This window comes from Brevibacterium spongiae (genome assembly GCF_026168515.1).
Taxonomy (GTDB): Bacteria; Actinomycetota; Actinomycetes; order Actinomycetales; family Brevibacteriaceae; genus Brevibacterium; species Brevibacterium spongiae.
Map to the genome: position 1 here is coordinate 3390962 of NZ_CP093443.1, position 17845 is coordinate 3408806.

General features: G+C 66.0%; 16 protein-coding genes and 1 tRNA gene. 7 read left to right on the plus strand and 10 right to left on the minus strand.

The annotated features are described in order from the left end of the window. Position 1: 1 nt before the first annotated feature. Together L1F31_RS15305 and L1F31_RS15310 are read right to left on the minus strand one after the other, a co-directional pair. Positions 2–268, minus strand: a complete 267-nt coding sequence (locus tag L1F31_RS15305; RefSeq protein ID WP_212129048.1) for a DUF3263 domain-containing protein — start codon at positions 266–268, stop codon at positions 2–4. A 284-nt stretch (positions 269–552) separates the two neighbouring features. Beyond that, a complete protein-coding gene (locus L1F31_RS15310; protein ID WP_265418093.1) occupies positions 553–2019 on the minus strand; it encodes an aldehyde dehydrogenase family protein in 1467 nt (488 codons plus the stop codon). Between the two features lie 216 nt (positions 2020–2235). Here L1F31_RS15310 and L1F31_RS15315 point away from each other — a divergent pair, with 216 nt between their 5' ends. Beyond that, positions 2236–2937: a uracil-DNA glycosylase gene (locus L1F31_RS15315; RefSeq protein ID WP_265418094.1), complete on the plus strand. Its 702-nt coding sequence runs from the start codon at positions 2236–2238 to the stop codon at positions 2935–2937. A 2-nt stretch (positions 2938–2939) separates the two neighbouring features. Here the strand turns inward: L1F31_RS15315 and L1F31_RS15320 are convergent, their stop codons facing one another. Both L1F31_RS15320 and L1F31_RS15325 read right to left on the minus strand, forming a co-directional pair. Then, entirely contained in the window at positions 2940–4796 is a 1857-nt protein-coding gene (locus tag L1F31_RS15320; protein ID WP_265418095.1) for a threonine/serine exporter family protein, read from the minus strand. Beyond that, on the minus strand, positions 4793–6073 hold the full coding sequence (locus tag L1F31_RS15325) for an amidohydrolase (protein WP_265418096.1): 1281 nt from the start codon (positions 6071–6073) through the stop codon (positions 4793–4795). Before L1F31_RS15325 ends, L1F31_RS15320 begins: the two co-directional genes overlap by 4 nt. Before the next feature lie 158 nt (positions 6074–6231). On the opposite strand from L1F31_RS15325, the gene L1F31_RS15330 reads away from it, so the two are divergent. Both L1F31_RS15330 and L1F31_RS15335 read left to right on the plus strand, forming a co-directional pair. After that, positions 6232–7122, plus strand: a complete 891-nt coding sequence (locus tag L1F31_RS15330; RefSeq protein WP_265418097.1) for an SGNH/GDSL hydrolase family protein — start codon at positions 6232–6234, stop codon at positions 7120–7122. Next, a complete protein-coding gene (locus L1F31_RS15335; RefSeq protein ID WP_265418098.1) occupies positions 7119–7943 on the plus strand; it encodes an alpha/beta hydrolase family protein in 825 nt (274 codons plus the stop codon). Before L1F31_RS15330 ends, L1F31_RS15335 begins: the two co-directional genes overlap by 4 nt. A 72-nt stretch (positions 7944–8015) precedes the next feature. On the opposite strand, the gene L1F31_RS15340 is transcribed toward L1F31_RS15335, so the two are convergent. The 3 genes from L1F31_RS15340 to L1F31_RS15350 all read right to left on the minus strand — a co-directional run bounded on the left by L1F31_RS15340 (position 8016) and on the right by L1F31_RS15350 (position 10500). Beyond that, positions 8016–8936, minus strand: coding sequence for a tryptophan 2,3-dioxygenase (locus L1F31_RS15340; RefSeq protein ID WP_265418099.1), 921 nt, complete (start codon positions 8934–8936; stop codon positions 8016–8018). 77 nt (positions 8937–9013) lie between these two features. After that, a complete protein-coding gene (locus tag L1F31_RS15345) occupies positions 9014–9397 on the minus strand; it encodes a protealysin inhibitor emfourin (RefSeq protein ID WP_265418100.1) in 384 nt (127 codons plus the stop codon). Beyond that, positions 9394–10500 (minus strand): M4 family metallopeptidase, encoded by a 1107-nt coding sequence (locus tag L1F31_RS15350; protein WP_265418101.1) that lies wholly within the window; start codon positions 10498–10500, stop codon positions 9394–9396. The genes L1F31_RS15345 and L1F31_RS15350 overlap by 4 nt, the downstream gene beginning before the upstream one ends. A 125-nt stretch (positions 10501–10625) precedes the next feature. On the opposite strand from L1F31_RS15350, the gene L1F31_RS15355 reads away from it, so the two are divergent. Together L1F31_RS15355 and L1F31_RS15360 are read left to right on the plus strand one after the other, a co-directional pair. Continuing rightward, the gene (locus tag L1F31_RS15355) at positions 10626–11237 is read left to right on the plus strand and encodes a winged helix-turn-helix domain-containing protein (protein WP_265418102.1); all 612 of its coding nucleotides are present in this window, start codon (positions 10626–10628) and stop codon (positions 11235–11237) included. Beyond that, a complete protein-coding gene (locus L1F31_RS15360) occupies positions 11234–11530 on the plus strand; it encodes a hypothetical protein (RefSeq protein WP_265418103.1) in 297 nt (98 codons plus the stop codon). The genes L1F31_RS15355 and L1F31_RS15360 overlap by 4 nt, the downstream gene beginning before the upstream one ends. Positions 11531–11674: 144 nt before the next feature. Here the strand turns inward: L1F31_RS15360 and L1F31_RS15365 are convergent, their stop codons facing one another. Beyond that, the gene (locus tag L1F31_RS15365; RefSeq protein WP_265418104.1) at positions 11675–12901 is read right to left on the minus strand and encodes a low temperature requirement protein A; all 1227 of its coding nucleotides are present in this window, start codon (positions 12899–12901) and stop codon (positions 11675–11677) included. A 117-nt stretch (positions 12902–13018) separates the two neighbouring features. Between L1F31_RS15365 and L1F31_RS15370 the strand changes: the two genes are divergently transcribed. Both L1F31_RS15370 and L1F31_RS15375 read left to right on the plus strand, forming a co-directional pair. Then, positions 13019–14323, plus strand: coding sequence for an MFS transporter (locus tag L1F31_RS15370; protein WP_265418105.1), 1305 nt, complete (start codon positions 13019–13021; stop codon positions 14321–14323). A gap of 174 nt (positions 14324–14497) precedes the next feature. Continuing rightward, positions 14498–16510 (plus strand): ABC1 kinase family protein, encoded by a 2013-nt coding sequence (locus L1F31_RS15375; RefSeq protein ID WP_265418106.1) that lies wholly within the window; start codon positions 14498–14500, stop codon positions 16508–16510. Between the two features lie 62 nt (positions 16511–16572). On the opposite strand, the gene L1F31_RS15380 is transcribed toward L1F31_RS15375, so the two are convergent. Together L1F31_RS15380 and L1F31_RS15385 are read right to left on the minus strand one after the other, a co-directional pair. Next, a tRNA-Thr gene (locus tag L1F31_RS15380) sits at positions 16573–16648 on the minus strand. Positions 16649–16818: 170 nt separating this feature from the next. After that, positions 16819–17679 carry a DsbA family protein gene (locus L1F31_RS15385; RefSeq protein WP_265418107.1) on the minus strand — a complete coding sequence of 287 codons (861 nt, stop codon included), beginning with the start codon at positions 17677–17679 and terminating at the stop codon, positions 16819–16821. Positions 17680–17845 lie beyond the last annotated feature (166 nt).

Here is a 17845-nt window from a genome sequence, read left to right on the forward strand (position 1 = left end):
TCTACCTCGAGACGCGGGCTTGGGCGCGTTCGCTCTGCCGCGTGCTGCGGATCCGGCGAAGGCGCTTGACCAGCATGGGGTCGCTGGCCAGAGCTGCAGGGTTGTCGAGAAGCGAGTTGAGGATCTGGAAGTAGCTGGTGGCGGACATGTCGAAGCGCTCACGAATCGCGTGATCCTTGGCTCCGCCGTATTTCCACCACCGCCGCTCGAACTCCAAAACGGCCACCTCGAGCTCGCTCAGTTCTGAGGTGTCGTTGTTCGGCGGCATAGAGGGTGTGCTCCTTCGAGAGGTGTCTGTGCTTCTATATTATCGCCCGAGCGACGGGACCGAAATTTCCGGCGCGCCGCCGTCGGCTGTGAGCTCGCCCCCAACCGCCGGAGACGGCGTCACCCCGCCGCAGGAAATCTGTTCGAAGACCTCCGCGACGGGGTGACGATCAGGACCATCGCCGAGGTGGCGCTGCCTCGGCGAACCCGGCTGACCTGATCTCGGGGATCGGATCAACCGCGCGTTCGACGTAAGGTCAGGACCGCCTCGGCGAGGGTGCATGATCAGCGGATTCGGATGTTGACCTGCTTGATCTGGGTGAAGCCTTCGAGCATGCCTTCCAGCGATGCCTCACGTCCGAAGCCTGAGGTCTTCATGCCGCCGTAGGACTGGCCGGCCAGCTGGCCGCCGCCCTGGTTGACCTGCACCCAACCGGATTCGATCCGGTTGGCCATGGTCAGTGCCGCGTCGACGTCCTTCGTGAAGACGAAGGCAGCGAGACCGAAGTCGGAATCGTTGGCCATGTCGATGACCTCGTCGATGTCCTTCCACGGGATGACCGAGAGGACGGGGCCGAAGATCTCCTCGCGGCTCGTCTGCCAGTCGTTCTTCGCCTTCGAGAAGATCACGGGTGCGTGGTAGAAGCCGGGCTCGCCGACCTCAAGGGAATCGGAGCCGTCGTAGGCGATCTCCACACCGTCCATCGACTTTCCGAGTTCGATGTAGCTGGCGACCTGGTCGTACTGCTTCTGGTTGATGATGCAGCCGATGTCGGAGTCCTCATCGCGGGGGTCGCCGACCTTCATCTTCGAGACAGCGTCGACGAGCTTGCCCAGGAAGTCGTCGTAGATGTCCTCGTGGAGGAACAGACGCGAACCCATGGTGCACGACTGGCCCTGACGAGCGAAGCGCGTCGACAGGAGCACCTGCTCGAGGGTGTCCTCATCGTTCGAGTCCGGGAAGATGATGTTCGGGGACTTGCCGCCGAGCTCCATCGACGAATGTGCGAGACGGCCACCGGCCACCTCGGCGACGTGACGGCCGACGCTCGTCGAACCGGTGAACGAGACCTTGTCGACGTCGGGGTGGACGTTGAGGGCCTCACCGATGACCGATCCCTTGCCGGTGACCACGTTGAGCACACCGGCGGGCAGGATGTCGGCGATGACCTCGGCCATCTTGAGGATCGTCAGCGGTGCATCCTCGGCGCACTTGAGGACGATCGTATTGCCGGCGGCGATCGCGGCAGGTGTCTTGAAGGCCGCGATCATCAGCGGCGAGTTCCACGGCAGGATGCCGGCCACGACGCCCAGCGGCACGCGCTTCGTGTACTGCAGCTGCTTGTCTCCGGCTGGCAGGGTGTTGCCCTTGACCTCACCGGCGACTCCGCCCATGTAGCGGAACAGGTCGGCCAGGATGATCGTCTCCGGGCGGGCCTGGGTGCGGATCGCGTTGCCGGTGTCCAGGGCGGTGAGCTGAGCCAGCTCCTCCGAGGCGGCTTCGAGCGCATCGGCGCAGGCCACAAGCTTCTTCTGGCGTTCCTTGAACGGCAGGGCCGCCCACTCGGGGAAGGCCTTGCGTGCAGCCTTGACGGCACGGTCGGCGTCGGCCTCTTTGCCGTTGGGGACCTTGGCGATGACGACGTTGCGGTCGATGGGGGTGATGACATCGGTGGTGTCGCCGTCAGCAGCGTCGACCCACTCGCCGCCGATGAGCATCTTCCAGTTCTTGGCCTCTGGGAATTCCGACATTTCGGTCCTTTCGTTCAACGATGAACTCCTTAGGCCGAGCATAACGCGTGCCGTCTGCGGGCAGTACACCTGTTCGATAGGCGATCGCGCACACCCGATCTGCGCTCGGTGCACACCCGCACGATGCCCTCACCGAGGATGTGCTGACGTACGCGATCACCCTCACCGAGGCAGTCGTGGAGTTCGCGTCCACCTGATCTCGTTACACTCGTGCCCATGACGTCGAGACCTCCGATGACCGAGATCATGTCCCCTGACTGGGCGCAGGCCCTGACCGATGTGGAGGACCGCGTCCATGCGATGGGCGACTTCCTGCGCGATGAGCTCGCCGCCGGTCGCGAGTACCTGCCTGCCGGGGACTTCGTCTTCCGTGCCTTCGCCGAACCGCTGGAACAGGTGAAGGTGCTCATCGTCGGTCAGGATCCCTACCCGACACCGGGCCATCCCATCGGCCTGTCCTTCGCCGTCGATCCCGATGTCCGACCGCTGCCCCGCTCGCTGGGCAATATATACAAGGAGCTCGAAGCCGATCTCGGCATCCCACCTGCCCCTCACGGAGACCTGCGCGGGTGGTCGAGGCAGGGCGTGATGCTGCTCAATCGAGCCCTCACCGTCGCTCCGGGCCAGCCCGCCTCACACCGCGGCAAGGGGTGGGAGGAGATCACGGAGCGGGCGATCACTGCGCTGACACAGCGAGATCAGCCGCTCGTCGCAATCCTCTGGGGCCGGGATGCCCGCAACCTCGCACCGCTGCTGACTTCCGGCACCGCCGAGGTGGCCATCATCGAATCACCGCATCCCTCGCCGCTGTCGGCCAGCCGCGGCTTCTTCGGCTCCCGCCCGTTCTCGCGCACGAATGAGCTGCTCGCCCAGAAGGGCATCGCGCCGATCGACTGGGCGCTGCCAGTTCACGACTGAGCTCAGGGCTGGATCCCGCCCGACTCGGGCGAGCCTTTGCCGGCGCCCGAAACACCCGAGGTTCCCGTCCCGCTCGACTGGGTCTTCGCCGGTCCCGGCTGCACCGAGTCGATGACAGCGGTCGAGGTCTCGCCGCTGCGCACCGATTCGACCTTCTCCTCGGCCGAGCTCTGGCTCTTGAGGTTCTTCAACGGCAGCGCCAGGTAGCTGCCGAGCACAGCTCCGACCGCCAGTGCCGCGTTCGCCAGGATCGCTGTGAACAGCGAGGACAGGCCCACGGCGAAGGTCACGTTCTCCGATTCCGAGGCGATCTGATAGACGGCGGTGAAGATCGACAATCCCTGCAGCAGGGTGTAGATGCCGGGAATCATGAGCACGATCGCCGGCGCTCCCAGCCGCAGCGCCAATGGTCTCGAGAGGAACCCGGTGACGGTGGCGGCCAAGAGGCTGGCGAGGACATTGTCGATGTGCAGAAGGGTCAGCGACATCATCGTGATGTGCGAAGCCAGACCGACGATCGCCGCCGGCAGGATGAACCGCCGCCGGGCCGACATCGCCACGGCGCCGGACATCGACACCACGGCGGCGGCGACCATCGACAGGATCGCCGTGACCACATGCGGACTCGTCTTCGGCACGAGCACTTCGATATGGCTGAGTCCGATCGCCTGCCCGCACACGACGCCCAGGGCGATGCCGGAGACGATGCCCGCCAGAGTCATGAACACCCCGACGACGCGGCCGGCCGCGGTCAGCGGGAAGTTCGTCAGCGCATCCTGGACGGCCGAATACAGTGACTGGGTGGGCAGCAGGAGGACGATGCCGGCGGCCACGAGGTACTGCGGGGAGTTGATGATGCCGATGTCGCCGGCGATCGTGGCGATGAGCGTCGCCGAGGCGGCCTGCAGCGCCGTGATGAAGAACGACGGCAGGTGGGTGCGACCGAGGAACTTGCCGACCTGGAAGATGAGGATGGCCATGGCGATACCCAGCGGCACCGCGATCGGGCCTCCCCCGAGCAGCAGAACCAGGGCGCCGACCATGAACCCCCATGCTCCGGTGACGAACCACTGCGGGAACGGCCGTCGCTGCGCGCGGATGGCGTCGAGACGGCTGCGCGCCTCGTGGAATTCCAGGCGTCCGTCGACGAGGTCGGTGACGAGCTTGTGCACCGAGGCGAGCTTCGCGAAATGCGTGGACTCACCGCGATTGACCCGCATCACCGTGAGCAGACGACCGTCGGAGGTCGAGTAGTGCACGACGAGCGTGTTCGAGGTGAGATCGACTTCGACGGTGGCCAGGCCGCATGCCGTGCATGCGGCGATGACCGAGACCTCGACATCGCTGGTGCCCGCGCCGGCGCGCATCATCATCGCCGCGATATCGGCGGCGAGGTCGAGGATCATCCGAGCTTCGTCCTCGCTCGGCTCGGTCGCCTGCACCGGCGCCTGATACGGGGTGCCCTTGAGCGCGGTGACGATCGGCACCGGCTGCGTGTTCGGAGTCGTACCTGAGACGAGTTTGCCGACGGTGCGCCGGGCCACGCTCTGCGCGATCCGCTGAGAAGCGCCGCGGTGGTCCGTCCGCGGTTTCGACCGGCCGACGCTGCGTTCGGGCTTCGCCGCCTTCGCGGCAGCGGCCTTCTCGATGTCCTCAGGCTTGGGGTCCGGCGAGGAATCCCGCAGTTCGGCCAGACGCTGCAGTCGGGTGCGTTCGAGCAGCTCCCTCAGAGCCTGGGATCCGGCCTCAGGATTGCCGCCGTTGACCGGGGCAGGGGACGACCCCCGAACGGGCCCGGGGGCGGTCGGTGGATCGACCCGCACCTCGGCGGTGGTGGCGTCTTCGAGTTCGTCGCTCACGGCTCGCAGATGAGTGTCGGGCCGTATGGATCGGCGACGTTCGCGGTTCCCGTCTCGGCGTCGTAGTCGAAGACGCGGCGTCCGGAGACGAACACGGTCTCGGCGCGGGAGTCGAGATCGAGCGGGTCGCCCGACCAGATGACGATGTCGGCGTCACGGCCGACGGCCAGGGACCCGAGACGGTCATCGAGTCCGAAGATCGCTGCGGGGTTGATCGTCAGGGCTTCGATCGCGACGATCGGGTCGAGACCTTCCTTGACGGCCAGGGACGCCTCGTGGATGAGGAAATTGATGGGGATCACCGGGTGGTCGGTGGTCAGAGCGATGCGCACCCCCGCCTCGGCGAGGGCCGCCGCGGTGGCCAGGGTGCGGTCGCGCAGTTCGACCTTCGACCGAGTGGTCATCAGGGGGCCGAGGATGACGTCGATGCCCTTGGCCGCGATGTAATCGGCGATCTTGTGGCCTTCGGTGCCGTGGTTGATGACGAGGCGGTACCCGAATTCCTCGGACAGTCGGATGGCCGTGGCGATGTCATCGGCGCGGTGGCAGTGCTGGTCCCAGGCGAGTCTGCCGTCGAGCACATCGGCCAGGGTCTCCTTGACGAGGTCCCGGTCGAACGGAGTGCCCTCAGCCTCGGCGTGGGCACGTTTGGCCTGGTAGTTGCGGGCGTCGACGAAAGCGTCGCGGATGATCTTCGCGGTGCCCATCCTCGTCGAGGGGGTCGTCTTCTTCTCCCCGTAGACGCGTTTCGGGTTCTCGCCGAGCGCGGACTTCACGGACAGGTCCTCGGTCACGAGCATCTCGTCGACGATCCGTCCCCACGTCTTCACGAAGGCGGTGCGCCCGCCGATGGGGTTGCCGGATCCGGGTTTGATGAGCGCCGAGGTGACTCCCCCGCGCAGCGCATCCTTGAAGCCGATGTCGGTCGGGTCGATGCCGTCGAGGGCGCGCAGCCCGGCCCCGTTGGGGTCGGTCATCTCATTCGTGTCATCACCGGACCAGCCCTCGCCGTCCTCATGCACGCCGAGGTGGCCGTGGGCTTCGATGAAGCCGGGCAGCACCCAGCGTCCGCCGGCGTCGATGACCTCGGTGTCCGTGGGGAGTGATGAGGTGTCGACGGTCCCGTCGACCACCTCTGCGATGCGGCCGTCGGTGACGGTGAGCGTACCCGTTTCGATCGCCTCGGCGCGGTGCCCGTTCGCATCAGCGACGGGCACGATCCGTGCGTTGGTGATCACGAGATCTGCGGCGGCGGGGACCGGAACCGAACGGTACATTGTGCTCCTAGCAATGGGGTCGGCGACGACGTCTGGCTGCGGAGTCGAGTCTACGCCACATGCCGTTTCTCCCGGTTCATCCCGGCTCCCTCACGGGTGCCTCGTGTCACCCCCGGCATATAGTCTTGGACCATTGCCCGAAGAGAGAAGGTTCCCTGATGCTAGAGACCATCACCTCCTACGTCGCTGTCGGAGATTCATTCAGCGAAGGGCTGATGGATCCCGACCCGCGCATCGACGACCGGTTCCGCGGCTGGGCGGACCGTCTGGCCCTCATGCTCACGGAGTCGAAGGCGGGCAGCCCCGATGTCTCCTATGCCAATCTCGCGATCCGCGGACGGCTGCTCGACCGCATCATCGACGAACAGGTTCCCCGTGCCCTGGAGCTGAAGCCGGATCTGGTCAGCCTGTGTGCAGGCGGCAATGACTGTCTGCGGCCGAAGGCCGATATCGACGCCCTGGCCGCGAAGTTCGAGCGCGCCGTCATCGACCTGCGCGAAGCCGGCATCGAGGTGCTCATGTGCAACGGCTTCGACACGGAATTCAGCTCCCCGCTCATCCGTGCGGTGCGCCCCCGCGTCGGTGTCTACAACGCCCACCTGTGGTCGATCGCGCAGCGCCACGGCTGCCACATGGTCGACCTGTGGGGTCTGCGGTCGCTCTATGCCGCGGAGATGTGGGCCGAGGATCGCATCCACCTCTCCCCCAAGGGCCATCATCTCGTCGCCGAGCAGGCACTGGCCACGCTCGAATCCGGTCATTCGCTGCCGACCGAGGGCTTCGGTGTGCCGGCCCGTCCGACGCGTGCGATCCGCGAGGCTATGAGCGAAGAGTCTCGGTGGGCGAAGCAGTACTTGGGTCCGTGGGTCGGCCGTCGCCTGCGCGGTGAGTCCTCCGGGGACAAGCTCGATCCGAAGCTGCCCGAGCTCACCCGCGTCGCCGACCTCGTCGAGCGGGCACGGGAAGCTGACGCCGCAGACGTTCGACGTGCGGCCGATCGGGGTGCGGCCGATCGGGGTGTGGCCGGTCGGGGTACGGACGAGAGATGAGCGGTGAGAGCGTGCGCATACCCGAACTCTCCGCCGCCGGCGCCGCATTCGGCGGACCGACCGCCTCCTTCGGAGGGCTCGGTCCGGATGACGGCGGTCCGGGGGCGGATACGCCGGCCTTCCGGCATGCCTACGGGGAGGCGCCTGAGCAGTTCGTCGAGGTCTACGGTGACCCGGCAGCCGCCTCGACGACGGTGATCTTCGTCCACGGCGGCTACTTCCGTCCGCGCACGGACCTCGCTCATGCCCGACCGCTGGCTCTGTCGTTGGCCGCCTCCGGAGTGCTCGTCGTCCTCGTCGAATACCGTCGGGACGGCGGACAGCCGCTCCTGCTCGACGATGTCACCGCGGCCATCGAGGCGGTGCAGTTCGAACTGCCGAACTGGGACGTCAGCGAGTCTGGGCGGGAGAACCTCATCGTCTCCGGGCATTCGGCCGGCGGCTGCCTCGTCCTCGCGTGGGCCTCCCACCTGCCCGAGGACGGGCCGAGATTCCGTCTGCGACCGCTGGCGCCGGTTACGGACCTGCTGCGGGAAGTGGCGGGCAGCCTCGGTGATGGTGCGGTCCTCGACTACATGGGTGTGCGGCCCGAGGAGGATCTTCAGGCGTATCTGCGTCATGATCCTCGGTCTCGGGCCGTGCTCATTCCGGGCCGCGTCGATGTCCGTTCGATCCACGGGGATGCCGATGAGACCGTCGCCATCGAGTTCTCCCGGGTCTTTCCCGCGGCCCTGACCGAACTGCCCGGGGCGAACCATGCCGATGTCATCGACCCCGAGTCCCCGTATTTCCCGCAGGTGAGGGACCTCCTCCTCGGGTAAGGGCGGTCTTCATCAGGTGAGGGTCGCACCTCGGTTTCAGCGGCCGCCGATCCCGGGCTTGATGAGGGAATCTCAGATCCCTTCGGGGCTGATGCCGGGACCGTTCTCGATGCCGGTGCGGATATCGAAGAGTTCGGGAAAGAACGTGAGGTCGAGCGCCTTCTGCAGGAACCCGACTCCGCTCGAACCGCCGGTGCCGCGCTTCATGCCGATGATCCGCAGCACCGTGCGCATGTGCCGGTAGCGCCAGAGCTGGAAGTTCTCCTCGAGGTCGACGAGCTCTTCGCAGCTTTCGTATTCCTGCCAGTACTTCTGCGGGTTCTCATAGATGATGCGGAAGGTGTCGCTCAGCTCTTCGTCGAAGGTGTGGGCCACGGACTTGTCGCGGTCGAGCAGCCGCTGCGGCACCGGGAGTCCGCGGCGGGCCAGACATGCAATGAACTCGTCGTAGATGCTCGGTTCCTCGAGATACTGCTCGAGTGCGGCACGCGCTTCGGGCTCACCGTCGAAGACCGGTAGCATCTCCCGGTTCTTGTTCCCGAGCAGGAACTCCACCGCTCGGTACTGCCAGGACTGGAAACCAGAGGCACGGCCGAGTTGGTCGCGGAAGCCGATGTATTCGCTCGGGGTCAGCGTGGCGAGGACGGACCACTGTTCGGTCAGGGTCTTCTGGATGTGCTTGACGCGGGCGATGCGCTTCAGCGCGGTCTGCAGCTCATCGTGGGCGATGAGCCGGCGGGCGTCGAGGAGTTCGTGGATGACGAGGCGGAACCACAGTTCGGTGGTCTGGTGCTGGATGATGAAGAGCATCTCATCGTGATGCTCGGGGCTGCTGACGGGGTGCTGAGCGCCGAGCAGCCGATCGAGGTCGAGATACGACCCGTAGGTCATCGTCTTCTTGAGGTCGGTGTGGACCCCGTCCTCGAGGTCACGCACGTTCTTCTCCGCCGTGGACCTGGCGTCTTTGCTCGGTTCGGTGTTCGAGTCGGTCATGCGCTCCAGCATAAGGGTCAGCCCGGTTGCGCAGGAGTGACCCAGTTGCATCGGGGACGGTTCAGCCGCAATGAGGCTCAGCCCGGTGGCCGTCTCTGCGGTTCGGTGACTTCACGGACTTCGTCGACGAGTCGCTTCCATTCCTGCGGCATCTGGGCCTCACCGAATCGGACGCGCCCGTAGCGGCTCTCGATGAGGTAGACGAAACGGTCGGCGCCGGTCGGAACCGAGCTGTCGGCAGTGGTCTGGGCCGAGCCGTCGGCTCCGGTCGATGCGCGGCTGCTCGCATCGGCTGCCGACCAGGGCAGTTCGGCGACCGTTCGCCCGAGGCCCTCGGCGTGGCTGCTCGCGTCGATGTCGACTTCCCAGACGAGCCGCATTCCGCCGATCCCCCCGGAACGTTCGACGAGCAGACGACCGAAGCCGTCGCCGTCTCCCGAACCGGCCCGGCTCTCAGTCACCAGCTGCTCCCCTCGTTTCCCCGGGCTGCTGCCGCATGGGTGATGCCCACTGTCTGCCACCCGGTCACGACCGCGTCGTGAACGTCGGATCCGGCACCGAACTGATCGGCCGCCTCGGCGATGGTCAGCTGTGCGAAGGCGTCGAAATCGGTCTGCTTGGTGATCTCGGAACCGGTGAGCACCGCGTACCAGACCTGCCCGACGCTGTCCCACGCGGGACCGCCGATGCTCTTGGCGGCGAGCGCGAACGCCCGATTCGGAATGCCCGAGTTGAGGTGGACGCCGCCGTTGTCGGAATCGGTGGTGACGAAATCGTCCATGTGTCCCGGCTGCGGATCCTTGCCGAGGACGTCATCGTCATACGCTGTGCCGGGTTCGAGCATAGACCGCAGGGCCCGCCCTGTGACCTCGGGAGTGAAGATGCCTGCCCCGATGAGCCAGTCGGCGTCCTCGGCGTTCTGCCCCGCCGCGTGCTGCTCGGTCAGCGCCCCGAAGACATCGGCGCAGTGCTCGTTGAGTGCTCCCGGCTGGCCGAAGTATTCGAGGTCCGCGGTGTGGCTGATGACTCCGTGTGAGAGTTCGTGGCCGATGATCGACACGGACCCGGTGAAGCCGGTGAAGACCTCGGCGTCACCGTCGCCGAAGACCATGAGGCGGCCGTCGAAGAACGCGTTGTCGTAGTCATTGCCATAGTGGACGCTGGCCATGAGCGGCATCCCCCGCCCGTCGAGGGAATCGCGGGAGAAGGCCTCCGAGAACAGCGCGTACGAGGCGCCGAGTCCGTCATAGGCCTCGTTGACCGGCTCATCGCTCACGGGCTCCTCGCCCTCGGAGCGAACGAGTGTGCCGGGCAGCACCTCGGTGTTCTCGGCATCGTGGATGAGTCGCTGGAGTCCTGCCGGAGCGGGTGCGGCAAGCGCTGCCTCGTCCTTGCCGAGGTCGGCCGGCGGGGTGTAGCGGAGCCCGGCGAGGCGCAGGTTCCGACAGGTCTCATCGGACATCCGGCAGCTGCGGGCGGCAGCGGCCGCCTTCGGGAAGCGCTCGATGCCGCGTTCGGCGATCGCATCGAGGAGGTAGGGCGGGACCACGCTGTGGAAAGTCATGAGTCCAGCCTGCCACTTTCGGCGGCGAATCGACAGAGACCAGGTCCGTTCCGCCCGCGCGCAGGCTACGAAAATGACGCGAAGAAAGTATTGCAAAGCCTTCTTTGCAAGCGTATCTTTGCAGTATGCATGAGGAGATCACACATCCGAACGGTGTTCGCGAAATCAGCACATCGGCCCTCAAGGGCCTGGCCCATCCCCTGCGGACGGCGATCTACGATGCGCTGTCGACGCTGGGGCCGCAGACGGCGACGAGCCTGGCCAAGCGCCTCGGCGAATCGTCGGGATCGACGAGCTATCACCTGCGCCAACTCGCTCGCCACCGGCTCATCCGCGAAGTCGAGGGCCAGCACAGCGGACGGGAGAAGTGGTGGGAGCGGATCCCTGGAGCCATGAAGGTACCGGGGCCCGAAAGCGATCTGGACCCCTCGACACGGACCGCCTCCCACTACGTCAACCGTGAGCTCGTGCGCAATATGCACCGCAACTTCGCGGACTTCGTCGATGCGGCCTACGACGATCGGCGGCTGCCCACCGACTGGGTCGAAGCCTCCGCCAGCGATACGAGCAACCTGCGCCTGACGAAGGAGCAGCTGGCGGAGGTCGCCGCCGAATACGAGAGAACGGTCATGGCACTCATCAACACCTATCGCGGCCGCAACGATCCGGGGTCGCGCCCGGTGCAGATCCAGTTCTATGCCTTCCCCCTGATCGATGGAGAGGAAACACCATCATGAGCACGCTCACCCCACCCATCCGCCCGCCGCTTGCCGACCAGCACCGACGCATCGTCGAACGCACGGTCATCGTCACCCGCGAAATCGTCGTCGACAGCGGTGACGACACGTCCGCCGAGGCGGCCGGACTCGACCGCTTGGTCCTGCGCCTGGCACTGTGGCTGGTCGAACGCCGCCGCGTCCGGTCCCGCGTCCGGTCCCTGCGCGTTCGCACCGATCCCGCGGAGATGTCGCGCCGAGTCGACGCCGCGAAGCAGCGCCACCTCGACCGGTACCACGGGCTGCCCTTCTGATCGGGATTGTCAGCGGAGCACGCTCACCGGGCGGCTCGGCATCTCAACCCGATCGCCGTTTCCACACGCCTGCTCAACGGGGCACGCTCACCCGGGGGCCACCTCGGCGAGGGACCACCCTAAGGGTCGCCCACTATGAGTCGTCTACGAGTCCTCGGTCGTCGGCGGGAAGACGACGAGGGTGATGACGATGATGATCATGAAGAACGTCGTGAGGAATGTCGGGATCGGGATGATCGGGTCGGCGAGGATGAGCAGCGCGCACACGGGCACGACCGTGTTGACCACGGCATTCGCATTGGCGCGGATCGCGAGCACCCACACGCCGAGGACGAACACGACGATGGGCACCGACACCGTGAACGTCGCCAGCACAGGGTCGAGGGCGCTGTTGCCGAGCTGGGAATCAGCCTCGACGCCGACCCCGGCAGAGAACGCACCGGCCGCCGCGAAGATGAAGTAGTGGCCGTAGCCGTACTTCAGCGAACCTCCCAGGCTGCCGATGGCACGATGGTGCGGCGGCCAGAAGTAGATCCACCACATGGCCGCGGTGACGATCAGGCACAGCAGTCCGAGCGAGATGAGCGGGACGATGTCCGCCACCTCGCCGAGGGCGTCGAAGACCGCATTCGCCGAGGCCAGCAGGCTCTCACCGAGGACGATGATGGTGAAGCAGCCATAGCGTTCGGTGATGTGATCCGGGTGCCATGGAGTGGTGCCGCGGGTTTCGGCGATGACCGGGATCGAGATCTCGGCGAGGATGAGCAGACCCAGCCCGACCGCCCGCATCGTCGGATCATCGATGGCCAGCCACGCCACCCACAGAATCTGGGCGATGCCGATCCCGGCCGCGTAGACGATCGTCGTCCACCGTGCCGTCCCGGCCCCGCGGGCGGCGCGCAGCCATTGGGAGATCATGATGATCCGCATGAGAACGTAGCCGGCGATGAGCAGCCGGAAGTCCTCACTCTCGAAGACCGGACCGATGCCCGCGGCGAGGACGAGCACCCCGCCCATCTGCACGATCGTCAGCAGCCGGTAGAGCCAGTCATCGGTGTCGAACGAGGTGGCGAACCACGTGAAGTTCATCCACGCCCACCAGATCGCGAAGAACACGAGCAGATAGCTGATCACGCCCTCGCCGAGGCGGCCCGCCGTGACCGTGTCATGGAGGTGTGATGCGGCGATCGAGACGGCGATGACGAAGACGAGATCGAAGAAGAGTTCGAGTGTGCTCGCAGCCCGTCCGGGTTCGTTCGGATCACGCGGGCGCATGGGGCTGAGTCGGAAGCGCGTCGGCGCAGTCCGGGCGTTGTCGGCGGCAGTGCCGTTTCGTGCGGTATCGCCGGTCGGTGACTTCGACGTGGCCATGGGCCCTCCAGATGGTCGGTCGCTGTGCCCGAATATTCTATGACCGCCCGGCGGCCGTAGAACAAGGCCGACGCGTCCTCGGCCTCGACGCAGTGCGGCCTCAACTAAGCTTGCCGTGTGCTCAAACCCATCCTGTGGCCGGTGCTCGTGCCGTTCGCCCTCTTCGCCGTCGGCTTGGGTGCGATCATGCCGATCCTCGTCCTCGGGGCGCTGTCGCTGGGGTCGACGCAGGCGTTCGCGGCAGCCATCGTCGGCATCATGGGGGCCGTGTCCCTGGCGGCGACGGTGCCGGCCGGGATCCTCATCGACCGCCTCGGCGATTTCCGGGCCATGGCCGTGGCCACGGGCGCCGCGATCATCGTCCTCGGCGCGATCGTGGCCTCCTTCATCTGGGATTCGCCGTATTCGCTCATCGTCTACACGCTCGCGCTCATGGTCTTCGGCCCGGTCTCCGATGTGTGGAGCCTCGCCCGGCAGGCTGTGGTCGCCGAGGTGATGCCGGCGGCCGATCTCGCAAAGGCGATGACCGCACTCGGCGGCACTCAGCGGGTCGGCAACCTCATCGGACCGATGATCGGCGCCGGTCTCATGCTCGTCTTCCCCATCTGGTCGGTGTTCGTCTTCTCGGCGCTCACCGCGGTCGCTGCGATCGTCATCATGGCTCTGCCGATCGCGCAGATCCCCGGCTTCGACGATCACCGCGGTTCCGCTTCGGCGAAGGATTCCGGCACCGAGGCGGCTCCCTCCACCGAGGCGGCAGATGCCGTCGATGGGAACGTCGCCCATCCTCGGCGCGGGAAGAAGAAGGATCGCCGCCCGCCTCTCGAGGTGCGCTGGAAATCGGTCGTCCTCACCGGTGTCACGATCATCGCGCTGGCCGCCGCCCGCGCCGCACAACCCGTGGTCGTCCAGTTGTGGGGCGTGGAGATCGGGCTGCACAAGTCGTCGATCTCGCTCATCATCGCCTTCGGCGCCGGACTCGAACTCATCGTCATGTTCCTCGGTGCCTACATCAAGGACCACCTCGGCCGGGTCGCGACCCTCGTCGCGTGCCTGTCCATCTTCGGCACCGGGTTCGTCATCATGGTCGCGAAACCGGATCTGTCGGGCATGGTCATCGCCGCTGCGGTCATGGCCTTCGGCAACGGCCTCGGGGCGGGTGTGAACATGACGATCGGGGCAGATCTCTCCCCCGCGATCGGCCGCCCCCGGTTCCTCGGCATCTGGGCGATCTTCAACAACGGCGGCAAGCTCGGCGGGCCGACCCTGCTCTCGCTCATCATCACCGTGACCTCGTTGCGGTTCGGGGTGCTGTTCCCGGGACTTCTCGCTCTCCTCGGCGCGGTGTGGATCCTCGTCTGGGCCCGCCAGGTGGGGCTGCCCGGCCGTCGCGGACGCCTCGACCCGCCGCACTCGGACTGAGGAGTGGGCGGGCCGCACACGGGCACGCGTCATTCGAGCGCAGGGCGGGCGGCGCACTGCGAGCTGAGCATGGGCTGCGGCTCTCAGCACCGTGGTCGGTCAACGGTCTAGTCTGGGAGTGACCGATTCGACGATGTTCGGCTGAGACCCCGAACAGGATCAGGAGAGTCATCGATGGAAGCGCTGGACGTCGGCGGATATGTGCTGGTGAGCCTGGCAGCACTCGTCTTCCTCTTCCTGCAGTCGTGGTTCGCCGCCACCGTGGTCCGTCGCGTCGTCGGCGTTCCCACCGGCTGGCCGCGCACGCTCGCCGTCGGTCTCGTCATGAGCGCCGTCGTGGCCGTGACCGTCCAGTACCTCTACCGAGCCGGCACCGGTCAGAACGCCAGCGGCCTCGACGTCTCCCCCGGTGTCGCGGGGCTGTTCATGGTGCTCGCCCTCGGCTGGATCTTCGCCCTGGGCGTCGGCGCCCTCGTCATGCTCGAGGCCGCCTTTCCCACCGGCTCCCTGCCCGGCCCGCAGTCGCTGTTCTTCGGCTGGAAGTCGCGCCGTCGCCGCGCCCGCCGCTACGCCCAGGTCGTGTCGATCGCGGTCCGGCACGGACTCGGCTCCCAGCTGCGCGGCTTCGGCGGGGATTCGCCGGGCCGCGAGGTCAAGACCGCGCGAGCGCTCAAGGACTCCCTCGCCGAGGCGGGGGTGACCTTCGTCAAGCTCGGTCAGATGCTCTCGACCCGGCGAGACATCCTCCCCCCGGTCTTCGTCCGTGAGCTCGAGACCCTGCAGACCCAGGTCACCCCCGAACCCTGGTCGGTCATCGAACCGGCCATCGAGGAGCGGCTCGGCCGACCGATCGGAGAGGTCTTCTCCCGGATCGGCTCCACACCGCTGGCGGCCGCCTCGGTGGCGCAGGTGCACGAGGCGACGCTGCGCGACGGCACCGAGGTCATCGTCAAGGTACAGCGCCCAAAGGCGCTCAATCAGGTCACGCAGGATCTCGACATCATCCTGCGGTTGGCGGCGTGGCTGAACAAGACGACGACCTGGGGCAGGGATCTGGGTGTGAAATCACTGGCCGCAGGGTTCGCGAACACGCTCGAAGAGGAACTCGACTACCGGATCGAGTTGGACAACATGGCCAGCATCGAGGCCTCTCTCAAACGGTCGGGGAAGTTCGACGTCACCGTTCCCCACGGCTATCCGGAGCTCAGCGGCGAACGACTGCTGGTCATGGATCGGCTGCCCGGCCAGCCTGTCTCGCGGGCGGGCGCACTGCTGGGCGGGCTCAGCACGGCCGAGCGGTCCCGGTTGGCGACGACGCTGTTGGGGGCCACGCTCGAACAGATCATCGGCGACGGGATCTTCCATGCCGATCTGCATGCCGGCAACATCTTCATCACCCCCGACGGAAAGCTGGGCCTGCTCGACTTCGGTGCCGTCGGTCGACTCGATCCGGGCACGCAGACGTCGCTGGGCCTCATGCTCTATTCGATCGACCAGAATGACAGCGCCGGAGCCACCGATGCCCTCATCGAACTCCTCGGACGTCCCGACGGGCTCGATGACCGGGAAGTCGAACGCGCTGTCGGTGAGCTCCTGCTGCGCTACGGCGGAGGCACCCGGGCCACACAGGGGCAGAAGCTCTTCGACGACCTGTTCAACCTCGTGCTCGCGCATCGGTTCTCCGTGCCTGCGCCGATCAGCGCCGCCTTCCGGGCGATGGCCTCAGTGGAGGGTGCACTGCTGACGATCGACCCGAAATTCGACGTCGTGGAGGTGTCCCGCAAGGAGGGCAACAGGCTCGTGAGGGCGAAGCTCAAGGGCACGAAGCTCACCGATGAACTGCAGCGTCGGGCCCTGCAGCTGATGCCGATGATCGACCGGATGCCGCGTCGGATCAACAAGATCACCGAGGACCTCGAGCACGGTCGGTTCTCGATGAACATGCGTGTCCTCGAGAACTCGTCGGATCGTCGCTTCCTCACCGGCCTGTTCCAGCAGCTCATCGTCGCCGTCCTCGCCGGAGCCGCAGTGGTGGGCGCGATCATGCTCATCACCAGCGATGAGGGACCGCTGCTGACGAAGGACATCCACCTGTATTCGTTCTTCGGCTTCGTGCTGCTCTTCGGCGGTTTCGTGCTGAGCATGCGCTCCCTCATGCTCGTGTTCAAACGCGACGGCGACGGGTAGCGGTCGGAAAAGAAGAAGCTCCGCGCTTCGCTGATTTCAGCGGTGTACGGGGCTTGCTCGTGTGGAGCCCCCTGTCAGACTCGAACTGACGACCTTCGCTTTACAAGAGCGGTGCTCTACCAACTGAGCTAAGGAGGCGTGACGCAGACCGAGCATCTGCACCTACACGATAGTAGTCCATGGTCCACGCCCGCCACAAAACCGCGCGGATGACGAAGGCCGGGCCCCACCTCGGCGGGGTCCGGCCTTCTCATGGTTTCAACCGATCGAATGGATCCGTTCGATCTGTTCCGAGCAGTCTCGGGCTCTCAGCCCTTGAACTCGCCGGTGGCCTTGAGAATCTCGGTGGCCAGGGCCTGCGGATCGCCCGTCTTGTCGGTCTGCTTGCCGTTGATGAGCACCCACGGGGTGGCTTCGACTCCCGCATCGAGCCCGTCCTGGGTCGACTTTTCCACGAACTTCTCGAAGCTCTTGTCGGTCACGCAGGACTTCACGGTCTGCTCGGCATCGGATGAGAGTGTCTTCGAGGTGTCGACGCCCACTTTCTCGGCGACCTTGAGCAGCTCTTCGTCGGTGCGTCCCTCGCCGCCTTCCTCAGGCTGTTGGGCATACAGTGCTTCGAAGAGACCAACGGCCTTGTCGGGCTGGCTGTCGACGACACATGCGGCGAGGTTCGCCGCGCGGGTCGAGTACTCGTTGCCGCTGGACATTCGGTCGAGGAACGACACCGGCTTGTAGTTGATCACGACCGAACCTTCGTCGGCGAGCTTCTTGAGCATCGACGCGTTAGCCTGTTCGAAAGCCTGGCACGCGGGGCACTGGAAGTCGAGGTAGACGGTGACTGTGGCTGCGTCCTTCTTCGTACCGGCTTCACTGGCTGTGGGCAGGTCCGAAGTCTTGCCTTCAGGCATGTTCAGCGGCTGCACGAGTGCGTCGTCCTTGCCGATGGAGATACCGCCGGCAACGTAGTTATCGGGATTCGTGGCCGGCTTGCTCTGCTGAAAGATGAGCACACCGACGACGGCCAGAACAGCGACGATGACGACACCGATTCCGGCGTAGAGGATCGTCTTCGCGGTCTTCTCCTTCTTCGCCTGGTTCGCTGCGATCTGGCGGGCGTTCTCGCGTGCCCTGTTCCGCTTGTCGTCTCCGGAGCTGTTCTTCGCCATTGTTCCTCACATTGGATCGTCTGACATCGGTGCGGCCTGAGGCCCGAACGGTACGGGACGGCTTCCGCGACCCGACGGCACCACTGTACCGAAATCAGGTCTATGCCGACTCCCAGAAATATTCAAGGTTCAACTACAACGTTCAACTACCTGCAGTCTGCGTCGA

Bases quoted from the DNA above. Each gene is read 5' to 3' on its own strand.
- L1F31_RS15305 (WP_212129048.1), bottom strand. From the start codon at position 268: ATGCCGCCGAACAACGACACCTCAGAACTGAGCGAGCTCGAGGTGGCC.
- L1F31_RS15310 (WP_265418093.1), bottom strand. From the start codon at position 2,019: ATGTCGGAATTCCCAGAGGCCAAGAACTGGAAGATGCTCATCGGCGGC.
- L1F31_RS15315 (WP_265418094.1), top strand. From the start codon at position 2,236: ATGACGTCGAGACCTCCGATGACCGAGATCATGTCCCCTGACTGGGCG.
- L1F31_RS15325 (WP_265418096.1), bottom strand. From the start codon at position 6,073: ATGTACCGTTCGGTTCCGGTCCCCGCCGCCGCAGATCTCGTGATCACC.
- L1F31_RS15330 (WP_265418097.1), top strand. From the start codon at position 6,232: ATGCTAGAGACCATCACCTCCTACGTCGCTGTCGGAGATTCATTCAGC.
- L1F31_RS15335 (WP_265418098.1), top strand. From the start codon at position 7,119: ATGAGCGGTGAGAGCGTGCGCATACCCGAACTCTCCGCCGCCGGCGCC.
- L1F31_RS15340 (WP_265418099.1), bottom strand. From the start codon at position 8,936: ATGACCGACTCGAACACCGAACCGAGCAAAGACGCCAGGTCCACGGCG.
- L1F31_RS15350 (WP_265418101.1), bottom strand. From the start codon at position 10,500: ATGACTTTCCACAGCGTGGTCCCGCCCTACCTCCTCGATGCGATCGCC.
- L1F31_RS15355 (WP_265418102.1), top strand. From the start codon at position 10,626: ATGCATGAGGAGATCACACATCCGAACGGTGTTCGCGAAATCAGCACA.
- L1F31_RS15360 (WP_265418103.1), top strand. From the start codon at position 11,234: ATGAGCACGCTCACCCCACCCATCCGCCCGCCGCTTGCCGACCAGCAC.
- L1F31_RS15365 (WP_265418104.1), bottom strand. From the start codon at position 12,901: ATGGCCACGTCGAAGTCACCGACCGGCGATACCGCACGAAACGGCACT.
- L1F31_RS15375 (WP_265418106.1), top strand. From the start codon at position 14,498: ATGGAAGCGCTGGACGTCGGCGGATATGTGCTGGTGAGCCTGGCAGCA.
- L1F31_RS15385 (WP_265418107.1), bottom strand. From the start codon at position 17,679: ATGGCGAAGAACAGCTCCGGAGACGACAAGCGGAACAGGGCACGCGAG.